Source organism: Leptolyngbya sp. CALU 1928 (genome assembly GCF_056784215.1).
The window spans coordinates 140,271-163,533 of record NZ_JBXBCE010000019.1; the positions used below are offsets into that span (position 1 = coordinate 140,271).

General features: G+C 47.4%; 21 protein-coding genes. 15 read left to right on the forward strand and 6 right to left on the reverse strand.

The window, feature by feature from the left end; translation table 11 throughout:
• Positions 1-63: 63 nt before the first annotated feature.
• A complete protein-coding gene (locus AC1S5B_RS25945; protein WP_482038553.1) occupies positions 64-1,608 on the reverse strand; it encodes a S10 family peptidase in 1,545 nt (514 codons plus the stop codon).
• A gap of 211 nt (positions 1,609-1,819) precedes the next feature.
• Here AC1S5B_RS25945 and AC1S5B_RS25950 point away from each other — a divergent pair, with 211 nt between their 5' ends.
• Positions 1,820-2,017 carry a hypothetical protein gene (locus tag AC1S5B_RS25950; protein WP_482038554.1) on the forward strand — a complete coding sequence of 66 codons (198 nt, stop codon included), beginning with the start codon at positions 1,820-1,822 and terminating at the stop codon, positions 2,015-2,017.
• A 62-nt stretch (positions 2,018-2,079) separates the two neighbouring features.
• On the opposite strand, the gene sufR is transcribed toward AC1S5B_RS25950, so the two are convergent.
• Complete coding sequence (gene sufR / locus AC1S5B_RS25955; protein WP_482038555.1) at positions 2,080-2,733, reverse strand: iron-sulfur cluster biosynthesis transcriptional regulator SufR; 654 nt, start codon at positions 2,731-2,733, stop codon at positions 2,080-2,082.
• 169 nt (positions 2,734-2,902) lie between these two features.
• Between sufR and AC1S5B_RS25960 the strand changes: the two genes are divergently transcribed.
• The 6 genes from AC1S5B_RS25960 to AC1S5B_RS25985 all read left to right on the forward strand — a co-directional run bounded on the left by AC1S5B_RS25960 (position 2,903) and on the right by AC1S5B_RS25985 (position 9,435).
• Positions 2,903-3,265 (forward strand): ferredoxin-thioredoxin reductase catalytic domain-containing protein, encoded by a 363-nt coding sequence (locus AC1S5B_RS25960; RefSeq protein ID WP_482038556.1) that lies wholly within the window; start codon positions 2,903-2,905, stop codon positions 3,263-3,265.
• 104 nt (positions 3,266-3,369) lie between these two features.
• Positions 3,370-4,806, forward strand: a complete 1,437-nt coding sequence (gene sufB / locus AC1S5B_RS25965) for a Fe-S cluster assembly protein SufB (protein WP_482038557.1) — start codon at positions 3,370-3,372, stop codon at positions 4,804-4,806.
• A 74-nt stretch (positions 4,807-4,880) separates the two neighbouring features.
• Positions 4,881-5,930 carry a hypothetical protein gene (locus tag AC1S5B_RS25970; RefSeq protein WP_482038558.1) on the forward strand — a complete coding sequence of 350 codons (1,050 nt, stop codon included), beginning with the start codon at positions 4,881-4,883 and terminating at the stop codon, positions 5,928-5,930.
• A gap of 59 nt (positions 5,931-5,989) precedes the next feature.
• Complete coding sequence (gene sufC / locus AC1S5B_RS25975) at positions 5,990-6,775, forward strand: Fe-S cluster assembly ATPase SufC (protein ID WP_482038559.1); 786 nt, start codon at positions 5,990-5,992, stop codon at positions 6,773-6,775.
• Entirely contained in the window at positions 6,772-8,115 is a 1,344-nt protein-coding gene (gene sufD, locus AC1S5B_RS25980; RefSeq protein WP_482038560.1) for a Fe-S cluster assembly protein SufD, read from the forward strand. Before sufC ends, sufD begins: the two co-directional genes overlap by 4 nt.
• 57 nt (positions 8,116-8,172) lie before the next feature.
• Entirely contained in the window at positions 8,173-9,435 is a 1,263-nt protein-coding gene (locus AC1S5B_RS25985) for a SufS family cysteine desulfurase (protein ID WP_482038561.1), read from the forward strand.
• Positions 9,436-9,535: 100 nt separating this feature from the next.
• On the opposite strand, the gene AC1S5B_RS25990 is transcribed toward AC1S5B_RS25985, so the two are convergent.
• A complete protein-coding gene (locus AC1S5B_RS25990) occupies positions 9,536-10,768 on the reverse strand; it encodes a hypothetical protein (protein WP_482038562.1) in 1,233 nt (410 codons plus the stop codon).
• A gap of 430 nt (positions 10,769-11,198) precedes the next feature.
• Positions 11,199-12,350 (reverse strand): N-acetylmuramoyl-L-alanine amidase family protein, encoded by a 1,152-nt coding sequence (locus tag AC1S5B_RS25995; protein WP_482038563.1) that lies wholly within the window; start codon positions 12,348-12,350, stop codon positions 11,199-11,201.
• Positions 12,351-12,640: 290 nt separating this feature from the next.
• Here AC1S5B_RS25995 and guaD point away from each other — a divergent pair, with 290 nt between their 5' ends.
• Positions 12,641-13,984 (forward strand): guanine deaminase, encoded by a 1,344-nt coding sequence (gene guaD, locus AC1S5B_RS26000; protein ID WP_482038564.1) that lies wholly within the window; start codon positions 12,641-12,643, stop codon positions 13,982-13,984.
• Between the two features lie 29 nt (positions 13,985-14,013).
• Here guaD and AC1S5B_RS26005 read toward each other — a convergent pair whose 3' ends face one another.
• A complete protein-coding gene (locus tag AC1S5B_RS26005; RefSeq protein WP_482038565.1) occupies positions 14,014-15,438 on the reverse strand; it encodes a pentapeptide repeat-containing protein in 1,425 nt (474 codons plus the stop codon).
• 102 nt (positions 15,439-15,540) lie between these two features.
• Between AC1S5B_RS26005 and AC1S5B_RS26010 the strand changes: the two genes are divergently transcribed.
• On the forward strand, positions 15,541-15,780 hold the full coding sequence (locus AC1S5B_RS26010; RefSeq protein ID WP_482038566.1) for a ssr2422 family thylakoid membrane protein: 240 nt from the start codon (positions 15,541-15,543) through the stop codon (positions 15,778-15,780).
• Between the two features lie 228 nt (positions 15,781-16,008).
• A complete protein-coding gene (locus AC1S5B_RS26015) occupies positions 16,009-16,632 on the forward strand; it encodes a hypothetical protein (RefSeq protein ID WP_482038567.1) in 624 nt (207 codons plus the stop codon).
• A gap of 12 nt (positions 16,633-16,644) precedes the next feature.
• Here the strand turns inward: AC1S5B_RS26015 and AC1S5B_RS26020 are convergent, their stop codons facing one another.
• On the reverse strand, positions 16,645-17,931 hold the full coding sequence (locus AC1S5B_RS26020; RefSeq protein WP_482038568.1) for an MSMEG_0569 family flavin-dependent oxidoreductase: 1,287 nt from the start codon (positions 17,929-17,931) through the stop codon (positions 16,645-16,647).
• A gap of 336 nt (positions 17,932-18,267) precedes the next feature.
• On the opposite strand from AC1S5B_RS26020, the gene AC1S5B_RS26025 reads away from it, so the two are divergent.
• The 5 genes from AC1S5B_RS26025 (at position 18,268) to AC1S5B_RS26045 (ending at position 23,178) form a co-directional block, all read left to right on the forward strand.
• Positions 18,268-19,695: a LuxR C-terminal-related transcriptional regulator gene (locus tag AC1S5B_RS26025; RefSeq protein ID WP_482038569.1), complete on the forward strand. Its 1,428-nt coding sequence runs from the start codon at positions 18,268-18,270 to the stop codon at positions 19,693-19,695.
• Positions 19,696-19,951: 256 nt separating this feature from the next.
• Complete coding sequence (locus AC1S5B_RS26030; protein WP_482038570.1) at positions 19,952-20,434, forward strand: MSMEG_0572/Sll0783 family nitrogen starvation response protein; 483 nt, start codon at positions 19,952-19,954, stop codon at positions 20,432-20,434.
• A 50-nt stretch (positions 20,435-20,484) separates the two neighbouring features.
• Positions 20,485-21,522: a Nit6803 family nitrilase gene (locus tag AC1S5B_RS26035; RefSeq protein WP_482038571.1), complete on the forward strand. Its 1,038-nt coding sequence runs from the start codon at positions 20,485-20,487 to the stop codon at positions 21,520-21,522.
• A 94-nt stretch (positions 21,523-21,616) separates the two neighbouring features.
• Positions 21,617-22,048 (forward strand): nuclear transport factor 2 family protein, encoded by a 432-nt coding sequence (locus tag AC1S5B_RS26040; RefSeq protein WP_482038572.1) that lies wholly within the window; start codon positions 21,617-21,619, stop codon positions 22,046-22,048.
• Positions 22,045-23,178 (forward strand): MSMEG_0568 family radical SAM protein, encoded by a 1,134-nt coding sequence (locus tag AC1S5B_RS26045; protein ID WP_482038573.1) that lies wholly within the window; start codon positions 22,045-22,047, stop codon positions 23,176-23,178. The genes AC1S5B_RS26040 and AC1S5B_RS26045 overlap by 4 nt, the downstream gene beginning before the upstream one ends.
• Positions 23,179-23,263: the final 85 nt, after the last annotated feature.

The following is a 23,263-nucleotide window of genomic DNA, read 5'->3' on the forward strand; positions in this document are numbered from 1 at the left end:
AAAAGTAGGGGCAGGTTTCATAGCTGCCTTGGCAGAGCCGTTTAATTTTGGCTGAACCTGCCCCTACTGGGCGATCGCAGTTTGATAAAAGCCTTGCATCTCGGCAAACCACTGCTGGCGCGAGGCTTCCCAGGTATAAAACATGTGCCCACCGGGGTAATGTTTCAGCGTTAGATTGGGGCGCACTTCTGGATTCAGCTTCATCAAATCCGCCAAATGATTTGAAGCGAAATAGGGCGTGACCAGATCAAAAAAGCCGTGATTGATCGCCACCTGCATATAGGGATTCAATGTCATCCCCACCCGCAAATCATCTACTGCGCCCGCAAAGCCCTGTTTTAACTCGCCCTTGGGATCAAATGTCCAAGCTTTAAACACTTCAATATTCAGCAGATGATAGGTCAAGTCGGTTTCCACGCCCAAGGTATCTCGCAGATGGCTGTTGATTGCCCCCGTAAACAGGCGATCAACTCCATCTAACGTCGGATCACAGCCCTCATACTGCAAGCGATCGGGAAAGGGATCGATCGCCGTCATCGCCGCATCGTATAAGCCCACAATTTTTTGCTGATCCCGCAATAGCTCTCTGGCAAAGGCTTCAATCCCGATTCGTCCGGCTTGTCTTTCTACAAACGAGACAGGCAAGCCAATCAAATCCGCAAGCTGTTGATAAGTACTCTGACGTTCTTCTAGTGACACCGTGTCGCCCATCGCCAGCATGGGAATGAAAGTTTTGCGGGAAAACTGCTCTGCTGCTGCAATGTGAGCTTGGAGATCGCCTGGGTTGCCTGTCCACTGAGCGCGATCGTGGTGCGCTGCTGTTGCCGCAAACGAGGGAATCAGGGTTGCCCAGCCCGTCAAGTTGTAATCATTCGCGCCAAACAAGCTGAACTCCAACGCAGGCGAAATCAAGATTGCCCCCGAAAGCCCTACCCCAAAATCCTGTTGCAGTTTGCGGGCAAGTTTTGCCACTCGAAAGCCGCCGTAGCTTTCCCCGGCAATGAAAATGGGAGACAGCCAGCGCTTTTGCCGTGATAAAAATCCCTGAATGAATTCTCCCAAGGATTTCAAATCGCGCTCCACGTCCCAAAATGCTGCCTCTTTAGGCTTATCGTTCTTGCCTTCCAGCTTCTCACCCGGTTTTTCAGAGGGTTCTTTATCCGATGGCAGACTGCGGCTAAATCCAGTGCCAATGGGGTCGATAAACACCAAATCGGTAAAGCTCAGCCAGCTTTCCAGGTTATCCACAAGGCGGACGGGAGGTTTGGGCAAACTGCCCTGGGTTCCGAATGAGATGCGTTTAGGTCCTAAGGCTCCCATGTGTAGATAGGCAGAAGCAGCGCCAGGTCCGCCATTGAAGACAAAGGTGAGCGATCGCCGCGAGGCAGAATCCGTTTTTGCCAGATACGCCACATGAAACATCTCAGCGATCGGCTTTTCGTTTTCATAGAGCGTCTGCCAGTCAGCCGTTGCCGTATAGGGAATCTGGCGAGCGCCCAGAGACAATGTATGTTCAGTCGTTTTACCTTGACGGGCGATTGGTGGAGTGGAAGGGTCGGGCATAAAATATTGGGGCGATACTGCAACGATTCTAGTATCGTTCAGCATTTCACAGAAATGATTGGCTAAACACTTGCGATCGCGGCGCATAGAGGGTAGAGGGTCACTTGCGTCGTGAATTTATCGTGCCACCTAAGCAGTGCTTTGCCTACTTCAGCGCACTTTTTGGGCGTTAAAAAATCAGAACCAGGTTGCATAAAGTCTTATGTCATCGATAAAATTAAGGGATTGTGACGAACTATTAACCGTCTGCAACATCATGGCGAAGCGCACCTCTTCTGAAGATATTCAAGATTGGGACGATGTGCCAGATCTCAATCATATTGTGAATGACAAACGTGCGATTAAAAGAGCCACTCCTGCAAAAGGTCGCCGTCGCAATCGACGTTGCGAAAATCGCTTGCTCAATGCTCAAATCACTAGTCACCTAACACTTGAAGAGAGGGAAGAATCTTAAATCCCTGCTTTGACTCAAAGGTTGTGATGCGATCGCGTGCCATTGTCTTGCTCAAATCATCACTACTTAGGCTGAATCAGGTAGCCACAGCGGTGTTCCCCATTGACTAGCCAGTGAGTCCGCTCCACGATGCAGTCTTGCAGCGCGACCGCAAACATTTCTAGCTCATGCCCACACACGCTGGGAAACGATTCTGCAATTTGAGAAATGGCGCAGTGATGCTCTGTCAGCACAAATCGATCGCCCTCTGCCGCCGACCCATCCCCATCTATAGAATGGCACTCTGTCATATAGCCTTCTGCTTGGCGAATTTTAGCCAGCTTTTCCACTCGGTCTTTCAGCAAGCCGTTCCCCATGCGATCGCGATATTCCAATGCCTTGCGCTCCCACTGTTTTTGCAGAATGGATTTCATCTGCTCTTTGCTTACCGTTTCTGCCAATGTGTCTAATAAAGAAATGGCAAACTTGTCAGAGCGATCGGGAAAGCGATCGCGCCCAGATTGGCTTAACCCATAGGCGTGACTAGGGCGACCCATCCCCGACTGCACCGCCTCATGCACAATCAGCCCTTCCTCTTCCATATCTTTTAAGTGACGACGCACCGCTTGAGGACTGATGTGCAAACATTCAGCCAAGTTTTGGGCAGTAGCGTGTCCCTGCTTTAAAAGGGTTTGCAGGATATCTTGCTTGGTTGAGGGCTGCTGAGTGGTTGTCATTCTCGCGGGTAGAGTCAAGACTGAGAAACACAATTTCAGTCTATAGACTAACTTTAGCAACAAAAGTGTTTCTAAAGTGTTTTACAATAAGGTTAAGCAACAAAGATGTTGTTTTAATTATAGAATTCATTTGTTACATTATTCCACTTGTTATAGTGTTGCCTGCCTCATGAACACTCAAATGAAACCTAGCCAAGCTTCCGAAAAAAGTTTGGAGGCAATGAGAAACTTTTCAGAAACCTATGCCAAGCGTACCGGTACTTATTTTTGCTCCGATCTGAGCGTCACCGCCGTTGTGATCGAAGGGCTTGCCAAGCATAAAGATGATTTAGGCGCGCCACTGTGCCCTTGTCGTCACTATGAAGATAAGGAAGCCGAAGCGGCGGCGGTGTACTGGAACTGCCCCTGCGTGCCGATGCGGGAGCGCAAAGAGTGTCATTGTATGCTTTTCCTCACTGCCGATAATCCTTTTGTAGGCGACCAGCAAGAAATTTCCATTGACGAAATTCGGGCTGTGACCAATCAGACCTAACAATTTTAGATAGCAGATTGAAGATTGATAGATTAAGCGCAAAGTCTTCAGTCTTCAATCTAAATCTTCAGTCCCACATCCGATCCCTCAGAGAGAACACTTCGATGACTGCATCCGTTCAAAATCTGGTTAATCAGCCCTATAAGTATGGCTTCATCACCAACATTGAATCCGATACGATTCCTCGTGGCTTAAGTGAAGACGTGGTTCGTCTAATTTCTAAGAAGAAAAACGAACCTGAGTTTATGCTGGAGTTTCGTTTGAAAGCCTATCGCCAATGGCTGAAAATGACGGAGCCAAATTGGGCAGAGGTGGGCTACCCTGCGATCGATTACCAAAACATCATTTACTACTCGGCTCCCAAAGTAACCGAGAAGAAAAAGAGCTTGGATGAAGTTGATCCCGAACTACTGGATACTTTTGAAAAGTTAGGTATTTCTTTATCTGAGCAAAAGCGACTCAGTAATGTTGCTGTAGATGCGATTTTTGATAGCGTTTCGATCGCCACCACCTTCAAAGAAAAACTGGGAGAAGTCGGGGTCATCTTCTGTTCCATCTCCGAAGCCGTTCACGAACATCCTGAACTCATCAAAAAATATCTCGGCAGCGTCGTCCCTGTTGCCGATAATTACTTTGCAGCACTGAATGCAGCCGTCTTTAGCGATGGCTCTTTTGTCTACATTCCCAAAGGCACAAAATGCCCGATGGAATTGTCTACCTATTTTCGCATCAACAACGGCGACTCAGGGCAGTTCGAGCGAACGTTGATCGTCGCTGAGGAAGGTAGTTCCGTCAGCTATCTAGAAGGCTGCACCGCCCCCATGTATGACACCAATCAGCTTCACGCGGCTGTGGTGGAACTGGTGGCAATGGACAACGCCGACATCAAATACTCCACAGTGCAAAACTGGTACGCCGGAGACAAAGAGGGCAAAGGCGGTATCTTCAACTTTGTTACTAAGCGCGGCTTATGCCAGGGCGTGAACTCCAAAATCTCCTGGACTCAAGTAGAAACCGGATCAGCCATTACCTGGAAATATCCAAGCTGTGTGCTGGTGGGCGACAACTCCGTGGGTGAGTTTTACTCGGTGGCGCTGACCAACAACTATCAACAAGCCGACACGGGCAGCAAGATGGTTCACATTGGCAAGAACACCAAAAGCACCATTATTTCCAAGGGCATCTCTGCTGGCAATTCTCAAAACAGCTATCGCGGCTTGGTCAAGATCAATCCCAAGGCAACAGGCGCGCGCAACTATTCTCAGTGCGACTCGATGTTGATTGGCGACAATGCCCAGGCAAATACGTTTCCCTACATTCAGGTGCAAAACGACAAGGGCAAAGTCGAACACGAGGCTTCCACTTCCAAAATTGGGGAAGATCAGTTGTTCTATTTCAAGCAACGTGGCATTTCTGCGGAGGATGCGGTTTCCATGATCATCAGCGGTTTCTGTCGTGATGTCTTCAATCAACTACCCATGGAATTCGCCGCCGAAGCCGATAAGCTCCTCGCCCTCAAACTCGAAGGCAGCGTAGGTTAATCATGATCGTAAATCCTGAAAGCCCTGACGTTGCCAGAATGTTGTTGATGTAGAGTTTGTTTTTAAGCATCAGTATGCCTAATCCGTTATTTTCACGCTACAGCCAAGGAGAAAACCGCGTCACGGCAAGTATTCTTGCAGTCTTCGAGCGAATTTCGTTCGCATTGGTAGAAAGAATCCTTCAAATTTTGTGTGAGGAACCAAATCTACCACTTTTGCAGATAAAAAATCAGATTAAGTCTGGCAAAACAGGGCGGGTTCCTGATGGTGCATTGCAAGCATCATTTGCTTATTGGATTGAAACAAAGACGGTGCAAAATGCTGTTGATCCTCATCAACTTCGGGGACATTTGGATGCACTATGCAAAGTCCCTGATTCTGCTAAGAAAAAGCTGCTGGTTTTAACTCCTGATTATGAAGAGCCTCAAGTTATTAAGGATCTAAAATCTGATTTGACTGTCTGGGCAAGTTTTAACGATTTATACTCAGCGATCGCTGAAATTACTGCAACTTCTGAAAATAGTGAAACTGGTGAATCTTGGTTAACCTCAGACTTCTCTCCTCCTAGTGAGCAAGAACGATTCTTACTGCGAGAATTAGTTCAAATGCTGTTAGCTGAGGGATTAGTCAATAGTGGTAAGTCCGATGCTGTTCTGATTGTTCCTGCTAAATCAGCAATCGGTGATTACCAAAACTTTTCTGTTTATCTTTGCCAACCGAATCGCTCATTTCAAAGAGTTGAATATGTCGGTTTTTACCATAATGGCGTAATTGATCGGCATATTGCAAAAATTTTGCATAAACCACTAGAAGAGATTGACTTGACAGAGGAAGCGATCGCAGAAGCAACTGAATTAGATCCGACAGTCAAGCAGAAACTACAGCAGTTGGTTGATCAATTGAAAGCCCATAATAATTCTAGGTATAGAGTGAAGTTTAAAGTCTTCTTTTTATCTTCTCTAGATTCACCGGAAACCGTTCGACTTTCACATGATATTAGAAATGACTTAAAGAGTGCTTCTGGCAGACCCACTGCTTTTGTTCAGAATCAGCGGTATGTTTCTTTGACCGCATTAAAGAAGAATCTAGCGACAACAACAGAATTGCTTACTGCCGCTTGCTAAAGACATAAGCTTATTTAGATTTAAGAAATGATTTTGGGTGAAATTAGTTTGGGAGTCGAATGGTGATTCAAGAGAACAGTGAAGTGATTTTGTCGGTGAAAGATTTGACTGCTGAGGTGGAGGGCATCCAGATTCTCAAGGGGTTGAATCTGGAAGTGAAAGCGGGCGAAATTCACGCGATTATGGGACCCAATGGATCAGGAAAAAGCACCTTTTCCAAAATTTTGGCAGGGCATCCTGATTACACCGTAACGGGTGGAGAAGTCACCTATTTAGGACAAAATTTGTTGGAGTTGGAAGCAGAAGATCGATCGCGTTCTGGCATCTTTCTCGCCTTCCAATATCCAATCGAAATTCCCGGTGTTAGCAACCTCGACTTTTTGCGAGTGGCGTATAACTCCAAGCGCAAATTTGCGGGGTTGGATGAACTCGATACCTTCGATTTTGAAGACTTGGTGCAGCAAAAGCTGGATGTCGTGAAGATGAATCCGGCGTTTCTCGATCGCAGTGTGAATGAAGGCTTTTCCGGTGGCGAGAAGAAGCGCAACGAGATCTTGCAGATGGCGCTACTGGAACCAAAGCTAGCCATTTTAGATGAAACCGATTCTGGTCTAGATATTGATGCTCTTCGGATTGTATCCGGTGGCGTGAATCAGTTGACTACCCCTGAGAATGCAGTGGTATTGATTACCCACTATCAACGCTTGTTGGATTACATCGTGCCGGACTATGTACATGTCATGGAAGGCGGACAGATTGTGACCACGGGTGGCAAAGAACTGGCGCTGGAACTGGAAGAGCGCGGCTACACCTGGATTCGGGAAGAGGAGATTGCAGCACGATGATGGAACTATCGACTGTCTCTGAAGTTGGCAACGTGGGGCTTTCTATCAAAGGCGATCGCGCAGCTTATCTACAAACCCTGCTGCATCTTCGATCCCCACTGCCTGAGTCACTGATTGGATTAAACGTGATTCGCGATCGCGCCACTGCCAGAGTCCAAGAACTGGCGATCCCCTCCACTCGTGATGAAGAATGGCGATTTGCAGATTTGTCATCGCTATTACAAGTCAACTTTCAAACGGTCAATGATCCCTCCAGCCTCAGCTTTCCGCACATTCAGCCCTTTATTCTGCCAGAAGCGGTTAGCAGTCGCTTGGTGTTTGTCAATGGCGTATACGATCCCGCGTTGTCCGCAGTGGATGGTTTGCCCGATGGAGTGCTGGTCACCAATCTAGCAACGGCAGCGCAATTCAAGGAGTTTTCAACTCACCTCGCCCAGCAGCCGGGAGCAGAAGAGGTTTTTACCACCTTGAACACTGCCAGCTTTATCGATGGCGCTATGATTTGGGTTGAAAAAGATCAGGTTGTTGATATCCCGATTCAGATTTTGTATGTGTCAACCGCAACTCAACCCGCGATCGCCCATCCTCGTTGCCTGGTGATTGCCGAATCTGGCAGCAAGTTCACCCTGATTGAGGAGTTTGTCGCACTGCATGAAGGCATATATTTCACCAATTCGGTGACAGAAATCGTGGTGGCAGACAATGCTGAGGTGAAACATACCCGAATTCAACGCGATAGTGCTGAAGCGTTTCACATTGGCAAAACGATTGCAGCTCAAGCGCGAGATTCTCGCTATACCTGCACTGCGATTAGCTTGGGCGGCAAGCTGTCTCGCCATAATTTAGAGGTTTATCAAATCGGTGAGCAGACAGGTACGGTATTGAATGGACTGACGATGATTACAGGGGATCAGGTTGGCGATACTCATAGCCTGATTTCCTTCACCAAGCCCCACAGTACCAGCCGCCAGATTCACAAATGTATTGTTGATGATCACGCCCACGGGATTTTTAACGGTAAAGTGTTTGTGCCTAAAGCTGCTCAACTCACTAACGCCGGACAGTTGAGCAATACCCTGCTGCTGTCGCCCAAAGCGCGAATCGACACTAAACCTCAACTTGAGATTGTTGCTGATAACGTCAAGTGCGCTCATGGAGCTACGGTTAGCCAACTCGACACCGATGAAGTATTTTATCTCCAAAGTCGCGGCATTGATGAAGTTAGCGCCCGAAAACTGCTGGTCTATGCTTTTGCCTATGAAGTGATTGATCAGATTCCCGTTGCCTCGTTGAAAAATCGGCTAGCTGATCTCGTAAAGACACAACAAGCGTGCATTTAAGCTATCCGGTGTCCAGGTCTATGCACCCCTTTCCCTAATCCCTCGCCCCTTATTCTTATGACCTTCACTCAAGCTAAATCCCTCGCTGCCACCGTCCATGCCGACTTCCCTGTTCTCAATCAGGACGTGAATGGGAAACCACTGATATATCTAGACAATGCCGCCACCTCCCAAAAGCCGATCGCCGTCTTAGATGCCCTGCGCTACTACTATGAACACGACAACGCCAACGTACATCGCGGGGCACATACCCTCAGTTCCCGCGCAACGGATGCCTATGAGGGCGCACGAGATAAGATTGCCGCCTTTATCCACGCCGCCTCCCGCAATGAAATTATCTACACCCGCAATGCCAGCGAAGCAATTAACCTCGTTGCCTATAGCTGGGGTATGAGTACGCTAAAACCGGGTGACGAAATTATTCTGACGGTAATGGAGCATCACAGCAATCTAGTGCCCTGGCAGTTTGTGGCACAGAGAACGGGCGCGGTACTGAAGTTTGTGCAACTCACCGACACAGAAGAATTTGACTTTGACCAGTTCAAATCATTGCTGTCGGACAAAACTAAGCTCGTGTCGGTGGTGCATGTGTCGAATACCTTGGGCTGCATCAATCCGGTGAAGGAAATCTGTATGGAGGCACATCGTCATAGCGCGAAGGTGCTGATCGATGCCTGTCAAAGTGCGCCCCATTTGCCGCTCGATGTCCAGGATATTGATTGTGATTGGCTGGTGGCCTCAGGGCATAAAATGTGTGCGCCAACGGGAATTGGCTTTCTCTATGGCAAACTCGATCTGCTGAATGCGATGCCTCCGTTTATGGGCGGCGGCGAAATGATTGCCGATGTGTTTTTTGATCACTCCACTTACGCCGAACTGCCCCACAAATTTGAAGCGGGAACGCCAGCGATCGCAGAAGCCATTGCCCTCGGTGCGGCGATCGATTATCTGAGCGCGATCGGCATGGACAAAATTCACGCCTATGAAGAAGAACTGACGGCTTACCTGTTCCAGCAGCTTGAGCAAATCCCCAACCTGCAAATCCTGGGACCTAAACCCAAAACAGACGGCAGCGGACGGGCAGCGTTGGCAGCGTTTACTGTGGGCGATGTTCATGCGAATGATCTATCTACCTTGTTGGATCAAGCAGGTGTGGCGATCCGTTCTGGGCATCATTGCACCCAACCCCTACATCGCCTTTTGAATATTTCCTCTAGTGCTCGTGCCAGCCTCTACTTCTACAATACTCGCGAGGAGATCGATGTATTCATCACTGAGTTGAAAGAAACGTTGGAATTTTTTAACGGTATTTTTAGCTAAACAATCAGGTGGTTGAGTTGATAAAAACTACCAGCATGAAGAAGCTAACGGCTCTAGTCAGCGATTGCTAAGGTCTTTGTATATAGCCTAAGCCACTTGGTCAATCCGCTGCACCAGAATTGTTAGCCCTTGCTAGAGCATGGGTAGGAGTATTTGAATCACTAAGCTTAACGGCTGCCACTTGGTTGCCATTTGGACCGTCAACATAATAGACCTCAACCTTATTCTGCTGCTCAAGTTGAGTAACTACTGAAAATGACGCTGAGTAATCATAGCCAAGTAGCCCTAGATAATTTTTGACAAAGCTGGCTAATCCTACAAAACCATTAGTCCGCGAGTAATAGTCCTGTCTTTCCTTCAAATATTTCAAAAGTTCATCATCAGAGATTACTTTGTATGGATTAGCTACTTCAATAATATTAGATTTGATAGTTTCCAAGTCATCTAGACTAAAACTAATAGTTTCAACCTTTGAATTTGCATCCTCAATGATTTGAAGAAGCGATGTACAGAGCTTCTGACAGTTCTGAAGATCTTCATTAGTAAATAGGTTGTTGTGTGCAACTTTATGTCGCAACTTCTCAACCTCTTCCCACTGATGCTGGAAATTCTGATCCTTAAAGGTTTCTTTGAAAAACTTTGTATAATTACTTTGCAATTCTTCTTTCAATTTTCCAACAGCATCAGCACTGTCCTCCATAGACAAGACTTTTTTGATGATGTCTTCTCGACTAATATAACCTGATGACTGTTGATGGACTATTTTGCCAAGTTCACCAAAGTCTATGAGGTATATTTTGTTGTCAATTACTTTTCCAAAAACTGGCTCATTTTGTTGTCTAGAACTAGCCTTCTTTTTCATTTCAGCATCGGCAGTCACTTCCCACCAATTTGGACCAAGCTTCGTTATAAAAAACTTGATGATGTACTTTCTAAGACGATTTTCAACTTTGTTTATGCTTGGATATATCTGTTGTGCAATATACTCAGAAACTTCATCAAGAAGAATATATACAAAGTCAAACCCTTGAGCCTTCAGATACTGGCACATAGGCAGCCTGATATTTTCTAATCTTTCATAGGAACCTGAACACTTTACTGAGAAACCTCTTTTAAGCAGAGTTTCTGATGAAGATGCTACCTCTAATTTTTTTACGATTGTTAGAAGATCTCCATCCTTAATTTCTAAGTTGGGGGCAGTACCATTTAGAATCGCAGATTGCCATAATATCGAATTTGCTATCAGAGCATGAATAACATTTTGAGGTTCTTGTAATACTGTCTTATTTTGAGGATCGACACATAGAACTTCAAAACTATAGCTTTCACTCATCTGCCTTATTCCATAATCTCGTTCTACACTAACACTGCCTTAGGGTAGGGAACAACATATTCTAGGATGCAAGCCTTTACAGGCTCAGTTGTGGAGGATATAAGGCTAACTATTATTAAACAGAAACTTTTCATATAAACACCTTGCCGGGGAAGAATTCAGAAACTTTCCGTATATTTCCTATACGTTAGCCAAAAAAAATCTGAATATTTTACCTGAAGAGGCGATGCCCGAAATCTGAATAACACCCTCAAATGAATGCACAGGCGGAATCTTTCCACATTTTATCCAATGTCTACGGCTGTCAAAGATCATCATGAATTATGTCTACTGTTGTCAACAGTTCAGACTGTTCAATTTTCAATTGATAGCTCTGAAACCCTACCAAAGTTTCGATAGTTTCGGTGTCAACGTAGACGATCGCATTTTTTTACGATTGTACATATTGCAAAATTGCACGGGCGATCGCTTGAGCAATTTTGCTGCGCCCCGCTGCACTTGCCATTCGAGCCGCATCTTCTGCCCCGGTGACAAAGCCGATTTCAACCAGTGCCGCTGGCATATCCGTGTACTTGATGACGTAGAAGTTTGCCTGTTTGACACCGCGATCGCGGGCACCCAATTCTTGCAGCAAATTACTTTGAATCGTTCGGGCAAGCGCTTGTCCATCACCTGCATAGTAATAGGTTTCAATTCCACTCACATCAGTCCGACTTGCCGTAAAAGCATTGGCGTGAATGCTGACAAACACATCGGCATTCGCCCGTTCTGCAAAGTCTACTCGTGGCGCTAATTCAACTTCTTGATCACCTGATCGCGTCAATATTGCGTTCACTCCTTTCTGCTTCAGCAACGCCACCACCTGCTGCGAGACTGCTAGTGTCACCTCTTTTTCCTGTAAGCCACCAATACCGACTGCACCAGGATCGCCGCCGCCATGCCCCGGATCGATCACAACGGTAATGCCGCTTTTAGGCACAGGCATTGGCACTGAGTTCGGGTTAGGGGATGGGTTGATACTAGGCGAAGGTTGTCTGGAGGGAATCTCATTTGCCTGTATGGGCAACACCATCGCTTGTAAATTGTTGCGATTCAAAATCTGTTGGAGTTCAGCAGCTTTGCCTTGCTCGCGAAACACGCCTGCCTGCACGACACTTTGTCCATTGACCGTCGTCCGAAATGCGCCCGGAACAACAGTGCCCACTTTGGCAGCATCGGCATTGCTTACGACCACTCGATAGGCTAGCTTGCCAGTTGAAATAGGCGGTTGGGCGATCGGGGCAGTATTTGGGCGATTGGGCAAAGGTGGCAGTTTGCCGGGACTGGTGATCGGTGGATTTGTCTGTATGGGACTGGTTGCTGTGGGATAGCGGGGTAAGGGGGATTGGCTGGGCAATGTGGGGATGACCACCGCAGAACCGGGCGATCGCGAATATGGGAAATTCCCACCAGTCGGCGCATTAATCGGCACGGTGGGCACCACGAAAGAACCGGGAGCCGCTAGGGCAGTACTGGCAAATCCTAATGGACTCAGGGCGATCGCGCTCCAGACTAAAAACCGAAGCGAAGAAACAATATTCATGAGCGGTGTGTGAGGAGTGCTACTTGGATACAAACTCCACTTCCGCCATCAAATCCGGATAAAATGCAGCGAACTGACAAGTGAGCGCAAAGCTATCGCGTTCTAGTCTATATTCGCAACCCCCGCCAACTCTTTAGAATAATTTGAGATCAAGCCGCATCTAAAACAGCGCCCTTTGTTTTTTTGAACACATAGGCAGTTGAGTAAACGATTTAAGTTAATTCGGAATAGCCTACAATTTCAAAGCTCAAACTACTTTTAACCTTAGTATTAATTTACTCGCTAACCCTATGTCTGCATCTAACAATCAGTCGCTGCAAGCCATTCGTGGTGCTTTTTTAGACTTTATCGATGATCCGTTTTACACTTCCGAGTTGGACAGTGTGCGATACATTCCTGACGGATTATTGATTGTTGAGAACGGCGCGATCGCCGAGTTTGGAACTTACAACGATCTGCGATCGCGTTATTCCCATATTCCAACGACTACTTATTCAGATCGACTCATTATGCCGGGGTTTATTGATACCCATATTCACTATTCGCAGTATGAAATGATTGCTGCCTATGGCGAACAGCTTTTGGAATGGCTCAGTAAATATGTGTTTCCGACTGAGAAAAAGTTCAAAGATAAAGCTCACGCCGAAAAAATTGCTACGCTGTTTTTTGATGAATTACTCAAGCAAGGAACCACGACAGCCCTTGTATTTGCCACGGTTCATCCAGAATCCGTCGATGCGTTTTTTGAGGAGGCAAGTCGGCGAAATTTGCGGATGATTTCTGGCAAAGTGTTGATGGATCGCAATGCGCCAGATTATTTGATTGATACTCCCGAAACTGCCTACGAAGACAGCAAGCGACTGATTGAGAAATGGCATAAAAACGGACGGTTACTCTATGCCGTCACGCCCCGTTTTGCTCCCACTAGTACCCCTAAACAACTGCATATCGCCGCCCAACTGCTGCAAGAGTTTCCAGATGTCTACATGCAGACTCACCTGTCAGAAAATAAGAGAGAAATAGCGTGGGTCGCGGAACTATTTCCAGAAAGCCAAGGATATCTAAATGTGTACGATCGCGCTGGATTAGTCGGCGAAAAATCGATCTTCGCCCACGGCGTTCACCTGACGGATGCTGAATTTGAGCGATTGTCCCATGCAAAATCCGCGATCGCCTTCTGTCCCACCTCAAACTTATTTTTGGGCAGTGGTTTATTTAAACTTGCCCAAGCAAAATCTAGCCTGCACCCCGTGAAGGTCGGCTTTGGAACCGATGTTGGAGCAGGAACTAGCTTTTCGATTTTGCACACCGCCCACGAAGCCTATAAAGTTGCTCAACTTCAAGGTGAATCTTTGTCGGCATTTAAGGCGTTATACCTTGCAACGTTGGGCGGAGCAAAAGCGCTTTCCCTAGACGACAAAATTGGTAACTTTAATCCTGGCAAAGAAGCCGATTTTATTGTGCTAGACCCCAAAGCCACAACCCTAATGGCAACTCGCAACCAAGGATCTCCTGCCCAGTCGCTAGAGGAGTTGGCGCAAAAGGTTTTTGGACTGATGATGTTGGGCGACGATCGCGCCGTCCAAGCCGTCTACATTGCTGGAAAGTTAGCTCATTCCTTGGCGGCTGTTTAGCGCCAGTTTTGCTGTGACCTATAAGTTGGCTAAGATGCCGCCGAATCGCCTTTCTGCTCTACCTCTGCCTCATGCTGAGGAGATTCAGCCGCTGACATAGCTGGGTTAATTGCTTCAGTCACTGCTGTTGGCACTTCTGGAATCTGCTGGAGCAAGTAATCTGGCAGCATCTCTTTGGTGTAAGTCGCTGCCTGGTTGATTTGCTCCCAAGTCAATCCGATCGCCTCACCTTCTCTAAGCTGTTTAGTCACTTTAGGCTTAAGTATCTTAAATTTTGCCCCTTCTAGATTTGCTTCCCACAGGTTTGCTCCTTCCAGATTTGCTTCCCCTAGATGCGCTCCTTTCAGGTTTGCCTTCATAAGCTGTGCCCCTTGCAAATTTACCTTTCGAAGCTGTGCCTCTTCCAGATTTGCCTTTACAAGGTATGCCTCTTGCAAATTTGCTTTTATAAGGTATGCCCCTTGCAGATTTGCCTCCTCAAGATATGCCTCTTGCAAATTTGCATTAGTAAGGTATGCCTTTTGTAGATTTGCTTCTCCAAGGTGTGCCCTTTGTAGATTTGCCTTAATAAGGTGTGCTCCTTCTAGGTTTACCTTCCCAAGGTTTGCTCCTTCTAGATTTACCTCAGTAAGGTATACCTCTTGCAGATTTGCTTCCGTAAGGTATGCCCCTTGCATGTTCGTGTTTGGAGGGAGTTCAAGGTTACGCAAATCGACCCTTCTTAAATCTAGCGGATGAGATTCTAGGCGATGCCCATAGTGGTGCTTGCGTCGAGCAAGAACGGTCATCACAGCTTGAATATCGGTTGTCAGTGAGGGAATCTCTTCCGGTGTTTCGGGTGATGGTTGGTTGCCTAAATTCAGTTGTTCAGCATCTTTCGGTAGATAGGGCGACCTTTCCCGCACATAGGAAGTTAGGGTTTCCATCACCTGCCAGTAATACTTCTCCTCTGCATCCTTGGCAATTTGCTCCAAGGCATAAATTCCGCCTAGTCGAGCGTGGATATTGTTCTCACTACCCAGTTGCTCAACGGCTTTGCTGAATCGTTCAGCGACCTGTTTTTCTTGGGCAGCTTGCCACTGTTTCCAAGCAATAAAGACAGTTATGGTTCCCAGAAAACCAACAGTTGCCTGAATAATAGTTGTCCGAATGCTATGCTCTGTATCAATTCGTCCCTTCTCCAGGATGGCAATTTCCTTAAGATCTGTAGTTGAAGGCGTGGAAGAGGTCTTGATTTGTTTATCTAAATTTGCAATACGTTGCTTGAGAGGCTCGACTCGCTGTTCTAGACTGACTGAAATTGCATTCCACAACGGCGGAACAAATAGATACACCCCTGCAAGTAAGCTCAGCCCAATACCTCCTTGCTGTAAACGGAGAATGACTGTTTGTTTTAAGGGAAAGGATGCTCTGAAACGGTTAATCAAAGATGAGAGTTTTGATGACTGAAACATTCAATGGCGACTCCAGGGTAAGGGCTGCTAGTAGATACACCTGTATTGCTTGATTTTCCGTCGCAGTATGATAGTGGATAAGCGCTAGGGTGAAAATAGAGCATGGCAGAATCAGGCGATCGTGAACCAACGCTATCTGATGTGATTGAGAAACTCGATAAGCTTGCTCAAGATCAGGAGCGATTTGCTCAAGACCAAGAGCGGTTTGCTCAAGATCAGGATCGGTTCAATGAGCGATTTAGCAATTATCAGCAGGCGACGCAGTGGGTAGTACAGTTGGCTTTTACACTGATTGCATCGGCAACCTTAACGCTGATCATCACGGTTGTTCTGAGACGCTGATGGGTGGATGAAACTCGTGATGATTGTCAGCCGCACCATAGTGTTTTCCTAGGGCGATCGCGATCCCTAACCCTGCCAGCAGTTCCTTTCGCAAATCTTTTCCGTAAAAGAGCGATCGCCTTCACAAAAATCTGCGATCGCTAATCAACTTACCCTTACACTGAACCGAGACTATTTTCAATCTGAGACAATGAAACTATTCATCCATTTCCATTTTTTGACATAGCAATGCCAACTTCAAATACTTCTCAATCGCTGGATACCACTTTTGTTGCCACGCTGAGTCAAGCCGCTGCCGCTTTTCATGGGGATGGGAAACGCCCTAATGCTCAAGTGGTGATTGCTGCAATGGTAGAAGCGGAAAAAGTCGCAAAACAACAGCGGTTGGCTTACCCCTTAGAGGCATTGTTGGGACACTGGCGGCTCTGTTTCACAACGCTGTCAAAAGTAAATGGACAATCGCTCCGAGCTGCAAAAGGTATTTATGTGCCTAAAATTGCCCAAGCTCAGATTTCCTTTATTCAGCCTGCTGATAGTGACCCAAACAGTTCCAGCGGTGAAATTGGCAACCAGATTCAGGTCGGCTCTATTTTGTTTCGGGTTACAGGAGCGTTTCGCTATCCCGGCAAGAAAAATCTGTTGGTATTTGACTTCAACCAAGCACAGTTTTCGGTGTTTGGGAAAGCTCTTTATTCGGGCAACTTTCGCAGCGGTGATCCGGCGATCGCATTCGAGCAACGATCGATCTCAAAGCTACCCTTCTTCGCCTTCTTCCTCGTCACCGAAAACTTTATTGCAGCACGAGGACGTAGCGGTGGACTTGCCCTGTGGGTACGACAAATCCAACCTTGACACCCGCTAGTACTATGAACCCAGTGCCACTTCATTGACGATCGCCCGTGCCTGATTAGGATGTATTATTTTGCGGCGCGCCAGAATGCAATCTGCCAAATAATTTGCATCCCGTGCAATCCCTGAAAAGCGCCCAGAACCCCAGGTATACAGCCACGGCAAACCCAAAAAGTAAAGCCCTCGCACAGTGGTCACTCCGCGATCGTGCCCTGGATAGCCCTTACCGTCAAATACTGGAATTTCGACCCAGCTAAAATCTGCCTGGTAGCCTGTACACCAAACCACGGCACCAATATTTGCCGACTCTAATTCTAATGCTAAGGATTCTGATTCCGGTTGCCAGACTGGATGAAATGGTGGATCAACAGGTGCTTGAATCTGATGTTTTTCGATGAATGCATCAATCGTTTTTTTGATACTTTCTGCCACTGCATCGGCTTGATCTAAATTCTGTTTTAGATCATCCCAAAATTCAAGTTTTTTAGGAGTAATAATTTTGAGTCTGCCATGCAGTTTCATGCCCTCTAAGGCAAATTGTCTCAGATCAATTTCTCGCCCTCCATCACGCCCCGTGACATAGTGATTTGCCTTTGTCCGAACTTTCTCCTTTTGGGGATGATCATCAATGGATAAATCGTAATAGCCGAGTTCTTCCAGCCAATCCACTACATCTTTTCCTCGATAGCGACGGGGCGATCGCGGTGCGCCTCCCACGCACAAATGCACCTGTTTCCCTGCCAAGTGTAAATCTTCGGCAATCTGACAGCCCGATTGCCCGGTGCCAACCACTAACACAGCTTTATCCGGTAAAGACTGAGCATTTTTGTATTCGGATGAATGAAGCTGCATAATGCTGTCTGGCAGCCGTTCCGCAATTTTTGGCAGCTTTGGCAAATGATAACTACCAGATGCAATCACCACTTGATCGGCAGTGAAATCTCCAAGGGTTGTGCTAACCTCAAACCCATCCTGTGCAGGCTGCTGACGCACGCTCGTTACCTCCACACCCTCTTTCACGGGTGGATCAAATGATTTTGCGTAGTCTTTGATATATTCAACGATAGCGTCCTTCTGCATAAACCCGTGCGGTTCGGCTCCAGGATAGGTATATCCGGGCAATTTACATTGCCAATTAGGAGTCACCAAACAAAATGAATCCCATCGTTTTGCCTGCCAGGAATAGCCAATCTGGTTTTTCTCAAACACAATGTGATCAATACCCTGCTGCTTTAAGCAATAGCTCATCGACAGCCCAGCCTGACCACCTCCTACAATGATGACAGAATAGTGATTGCTCATTTTTAACCAAAAATGTTGATTAGTTCATTCGTCAATGACTCAATTGAAAGGTGCATCTTGCAATCTGCAAGAATTCTCTTTTTCCCTCGACCCTTACTCCTCAATGATCCTTTGACCATAGAATTTGAGAATCCGTATTCCTGTATCTTTTACTACAAAATCTTCAAGTCTAATTTTATAGACAGGCTTTATTGAGGGCAGTAGGAGCAATGCTTATATGAGGAATGGTAGCCTACCTAAATAGATAGGATGATGATAGAAAGAGGTAGCTTGAGATACAAAGTCTATTGCGTAACTAAGCCTCAATAGAAACAGGATAGTTAAGCAATTCATCGAATGCCGAACATGGTTGCCGACTTACTTGATTCAACTCGGTTGCTATTTGATCTTCAGCGCAGCAATGAAATTGCTCAAGGCTTCGCGGGTTGTTTGATGCCAGATGACATTGCTCACTCTGTTACAAACGGATTAGTCGAGAAGTTTGACATTGCCTTTGCTCGAATTTGGCTGGTCGAACCAGAGCAAACGGTTCTGCGATTAGTGGCTTCTTCAGGGTTGTATACCCACATTAATGGCTCTTTTGCGCGGGTGCCGATGGGTGCCTATAAGGTTGGCAAGATTGCCCAAAATCGGGTGTCGTTTTTGAGTAATCATTTAGCAGATGAGGCATGGGTTAAAGATCGAGAGTGGGCGATCGCCAACAATATCCGCGGGTTTGCCGGATATCCATTGACGGTGCGAGATCGCGTAGTCGGTGTATTAGCTACCTTTAGCCACCGCGCCATGGCACCGGAATTTTTGGAAGTGCTGCAAATGCTGTGTACTACGGTGTCTGTCTCGTTAGATGCCGCGTTGCAATACCAACAGCAGTTAAAGATCTCATCGGCTGTGCGCCCTAGCCTAATGGATTTATCCCTTTCTGATCAATTGGCAGCGCTGCTCACTTCAACCCGACTCACCCTCATCGGCACTGAACAGCCCCTGGCGGCTCCCTTGATCTATCTGTTTCTCCAATCTGCCCAGGCTTTGAACCAACTCGGCTGCACTTACTGCCGCTTGCTTTACAGTCCAGAAGCAGTGACCTTGGAAGCGATCGTGCCTATTGTAGATTCAACCTTCGATCACCAGGCAACCCATGCCACTTTAACCAATCTGCGGTTAATGACAACCTACGCAGGCGGCATGGTACACACTCAAATGGGTGCTAATCAAAAAGCGCTTCAGTTGTCCTTGCAGGTGCCTTACCAAACGGATGCTGATAAAAGTGAGATCCTGCAACGGCTGACCATCCACTGTCATCAGCCCCTCTTGCAAGCCGCATTTACTCATCTGGCACTTCTAGCTGGACTCACCCTTAGCGATGTGCCTGATCCTGCGATCGCCTTACTCACCGATGATCTGACCCAGGTTGAATCTGGTCGACGCGTGCTGTGGATTCGGCAAACCAACCAGGTGCCCAAAGGAATTATCGGGTGTGTGGATTTATCAACGACGACCGCCCAATTGTTAGAAGCGGTGGTGGCGATTAATCAGGGACAAACCTGGAATATTGACGCGAGCCAACCTGCCTTTTTACTTTCAGAACGGGAGTTAGACATACTGAAGCTACTGGCTGAGGGATTGCGCGATCGCGATATTGCTGCCCATCTGCACATTAGCGAAAGCACCGTCAAATTTCATATGAATAATGTACTGACAAAGCTAAAGGCAAAAACTCGCTATCAAGCACTTCATCAGGCGATCGTTCAGGGCTGGATTCAGTAATTCACTAGAATTATCATCTGATCACTCTACCAGTCCCTATCGATTTAGATAGGTAACTCAATGAAGTCAGAAAAACTATTTATCTCTTTAGCAATCAACCTATCACTACTGCTAGACTTCGGAACTTAGTATCTAAATACACAAAATCACACTGGTGATGCCTCTTAATCTGCATCGTATTCGCTACATGGTGCAGACCGAACTTTGCACTGCGATCGTACATACCAAAACTTGCGATTCTAATTGAGGAAGACTCATGCCTGAAGTAACAACTCCTGCCCATAAGTCGGGTGATTTTTTTGTAGATTATGAAGAAAAAGTATTTCCTGACGTTAAAGCCGAACCCGGAGAAAAAGCCTTAGTCACCTTTCATACTGTTGCCTTTGAAGGCTCTATTGGATTGGTGAACCAACTTCAAGCATTGCGCCTACAGCGAAAAGGGTTTGAAACGTCCATTTTGCTCTATGGTCCCGGAGTCACACTGGGCATTCAGCGGGGCTTTCCCAAGCTAGGTGACGAAGCGTTTCCGGGTCACCAAAACTTCGCTAATAATCTGACCAAATTCATGGCTGAAGGCGGCAAAATTTATGCCTGCCGTTTTGCCTTACAAGCCCTCTATGGTCATGGCGAACCTGCGCTACTTCCGGGTATTCGCCCCATCAACCCTCTAGATGTGCTGGATTTAGTGTTGATGCATCGGAAAGATGGTGCGTTCATCTTGGATACTTGGACGCTGTAACAGGTTTCAGGTAGTAGGTTTCAGGTTTCCGGGACGAGTGATTTTAGATTATGAACTACTCACGTAACGTTCGTGCTGCGGCGGTGCAAATTAGCCCGGTGTTGTTTAGTCGAGAGGGCACGATGGAAAAGGTGTTGGCAGCGATCGCCAAAGCTGCCACGGAGGGCGTTCAACTGATCGTGTTTCCTGAAACCTTTGTGCCCTACTATCCTTATTTCTCCTTTGTGCAACCGCCGGTACTGATGGGGAAGGAACACATGCGGCTGTATGAGGAAGCGGTGACGGTGCCCAGTGCGGTCACGGATGCAGTCAGTCAAGCTGCGCGATCGCACAGCATGGTGGTTGTTTTGGGGGTGAATGAGCGAGAAGGCGGATCACTTTACAACACCCAACTGATCTTTGATGCCGATGGCACGCTGTTATTAAAACGGCGCAAAATCACCCCCACCTATCACGAGCGCATGGTGTGGGGACAGGGCGATGGCTCCGGGCTAACCGTGTTGGATACCGCCGTCGGCAAAGTGGGGGCGCTTGCCTGCTGGGAGCATTACAATCCCCTGGCGCGATTTGCATTGATGGCGCAGCATGAACAAATCCATTGCGCTCAGTTTCCTGGCTCCATGGTGGGACAAATTTTTGCCGACCAAATGGAGGTGACGATTCGACATCATGCGCTGGAAGCAGGCTGCTTTGTGGTCAACTCCACGGGCTGGCTTGACCCTGAGCAAATCGCCCAAATTACCCCCGATGACAAGCTGCAAAAGGTGTTGAGCGGGGGCTGCCACACTGCCATCATTAGCCCTGAAGGAGTGCATCTCTGTCCACCCATTACCGAGGGTGAAGGCATGGCGATCGCCGATCTCGATTTTTCCCTCATCACCAAACGAAAACGGATGATGGATTCCGTCGGTCACTATGCTCGTCCGGAACTGCTGCAACTGCGAGTAAACGTTGATGCTCAAACAGTAGTGCGGGAACAGGGAATGGGGAATAGGAAACAGGAGGCAGCCAATGGGGCTACAACTGCGGCTTCATTCAGTTCAATGACCCAAAAAGTAGATAATCCTATCCTGATCCCCGATTCCTAGCCCTGCTTTCTAGCACTAACTCAAAATTCAAAACTCAAAACTCAAAACTCAACTGCCCCCTAGCCTCTCTTCTGACACCCGACCCCTAATTACTATGGAAACTAAACCTCCCTTACCGCCTTTCACCCTGGAAACCGCCAAAGTCAAAGTGCAGGCGGCTGAAGATGCTTGGAATAGCCGCGATCCAGAACGGGTAGCCCTGGCTTATACCGAAGATTCAGAGTGGCGAAATCGGGCTGAGTTTTTTACGGGACGAGCCGCGATCGCAGCTTTCCTCAAACGCAAGTGGGCAAAAGAACTGGATTATCGCCTGAAAAAAGAGCTTTGGAGCTTTACGGAGAATCGAATTTCGGTGTGTTTTGAGTACGAGTGGCACGATGATTCTGGCTACTGGTATCGCGCCTATGGCAATGAACAGTGGGAATTTGCGGCAAATGGATTGATGCAACGGCGGCAGGCAAGCATTAACGATGTGCTGATTCAGGAATCTGATAGAAAGTTTCGGTGGGAGCGATCGCCCGGATGAACCAACCAGTGACTAAGCCAATGGTGACTAAGCAAATGAACAAGCAACAGCTAATCACGGAGCTTCAAACTTACGGATTGAAATGGGCGGATTCGGCTGAGATAGCTGCGGGTGCAACCGGGCGCAAAGGCGGCGCAGGACCTTCCGATCACAAGGCGATGACGATCGATGGCACGACGGTGATGGTGCCGATTTACACTGGAACAGCGGCGAGATCGCCTTACACGGCAACGCTCAACCCCGCCACCAATCAAGCAGTTTTACAACTTGAGCAACAGGACATTGCAACCGTTTCCTTTCCCGATGCGCCAAAGTTTTATAGCCTCACTACCGCCGATGGCATTCCCTATAGTCAAATCGCCCTATTGCATAGCCGCAATGTTCTCGCTACGACGGTATTGCAAACCTGTATGCGCTATGGCGATCGCGATACTGCCTGCCAATTTTGCGCGATCGGGCAATCCTTAGAAGCCGGACGCACCATTGCCCGCAAAACCCCAGCACACCTGGCAGAAGTTGCAGAAGCCGCCGTGCGCTTAGACGGCATCCAGCAAATTGTCCTGACGATAGGCACCCCTAACACCCGCGATCGCGGTGCCGCCTACTTAACCGACTGCGCTAAAGCCATCCGCCAACGAGTCGATGTTCCCATCCAAGTACAGTGCGAACCACCAGATGATTTTGTCTGGTTTCAACGCCTTCAAGACGCGGGTGTAGACAACTTAGGAATGCACCTGGAAGCCGTCAATCCCACCGTTCGCGCCCAAATCATGCCCGGAAAAGCCTCCGTGCCACTGGATTACTACTTTCAAGCCTTTGCTGCCGCCGTCAAAGTCTTTGGCTGGGGACAAGTTAACACCTACCTGCTAGCAGGCTTAGGCGACACTTTAGAGGAACTGGTAGAAATTAGCGATCGCCTCATTCAAATCGGCGTATACCCCTTCGTCGTGCCCTTTGTGCCTATCTCCGGCACTCCCTTAGCCAATCACCTGCCCCCCGATAGTGCCTTTATGTTCGCCCTTTATACCCAAATTGGCGCATTACTCAAACAATCAGGCATGTCCTCCAGCAACATGAAAGCAGGCTGTGCCAAATGTGGAGCCTGTTCCGCTTTATCAACGTTTGAGTAGGGTTTCAGGTTCCAGGTTTTAGGGAACAGGGAACGGCTATAAAACTGTGAGATTTGAAATAAAGCCAACCAGCCCAGGATTCATT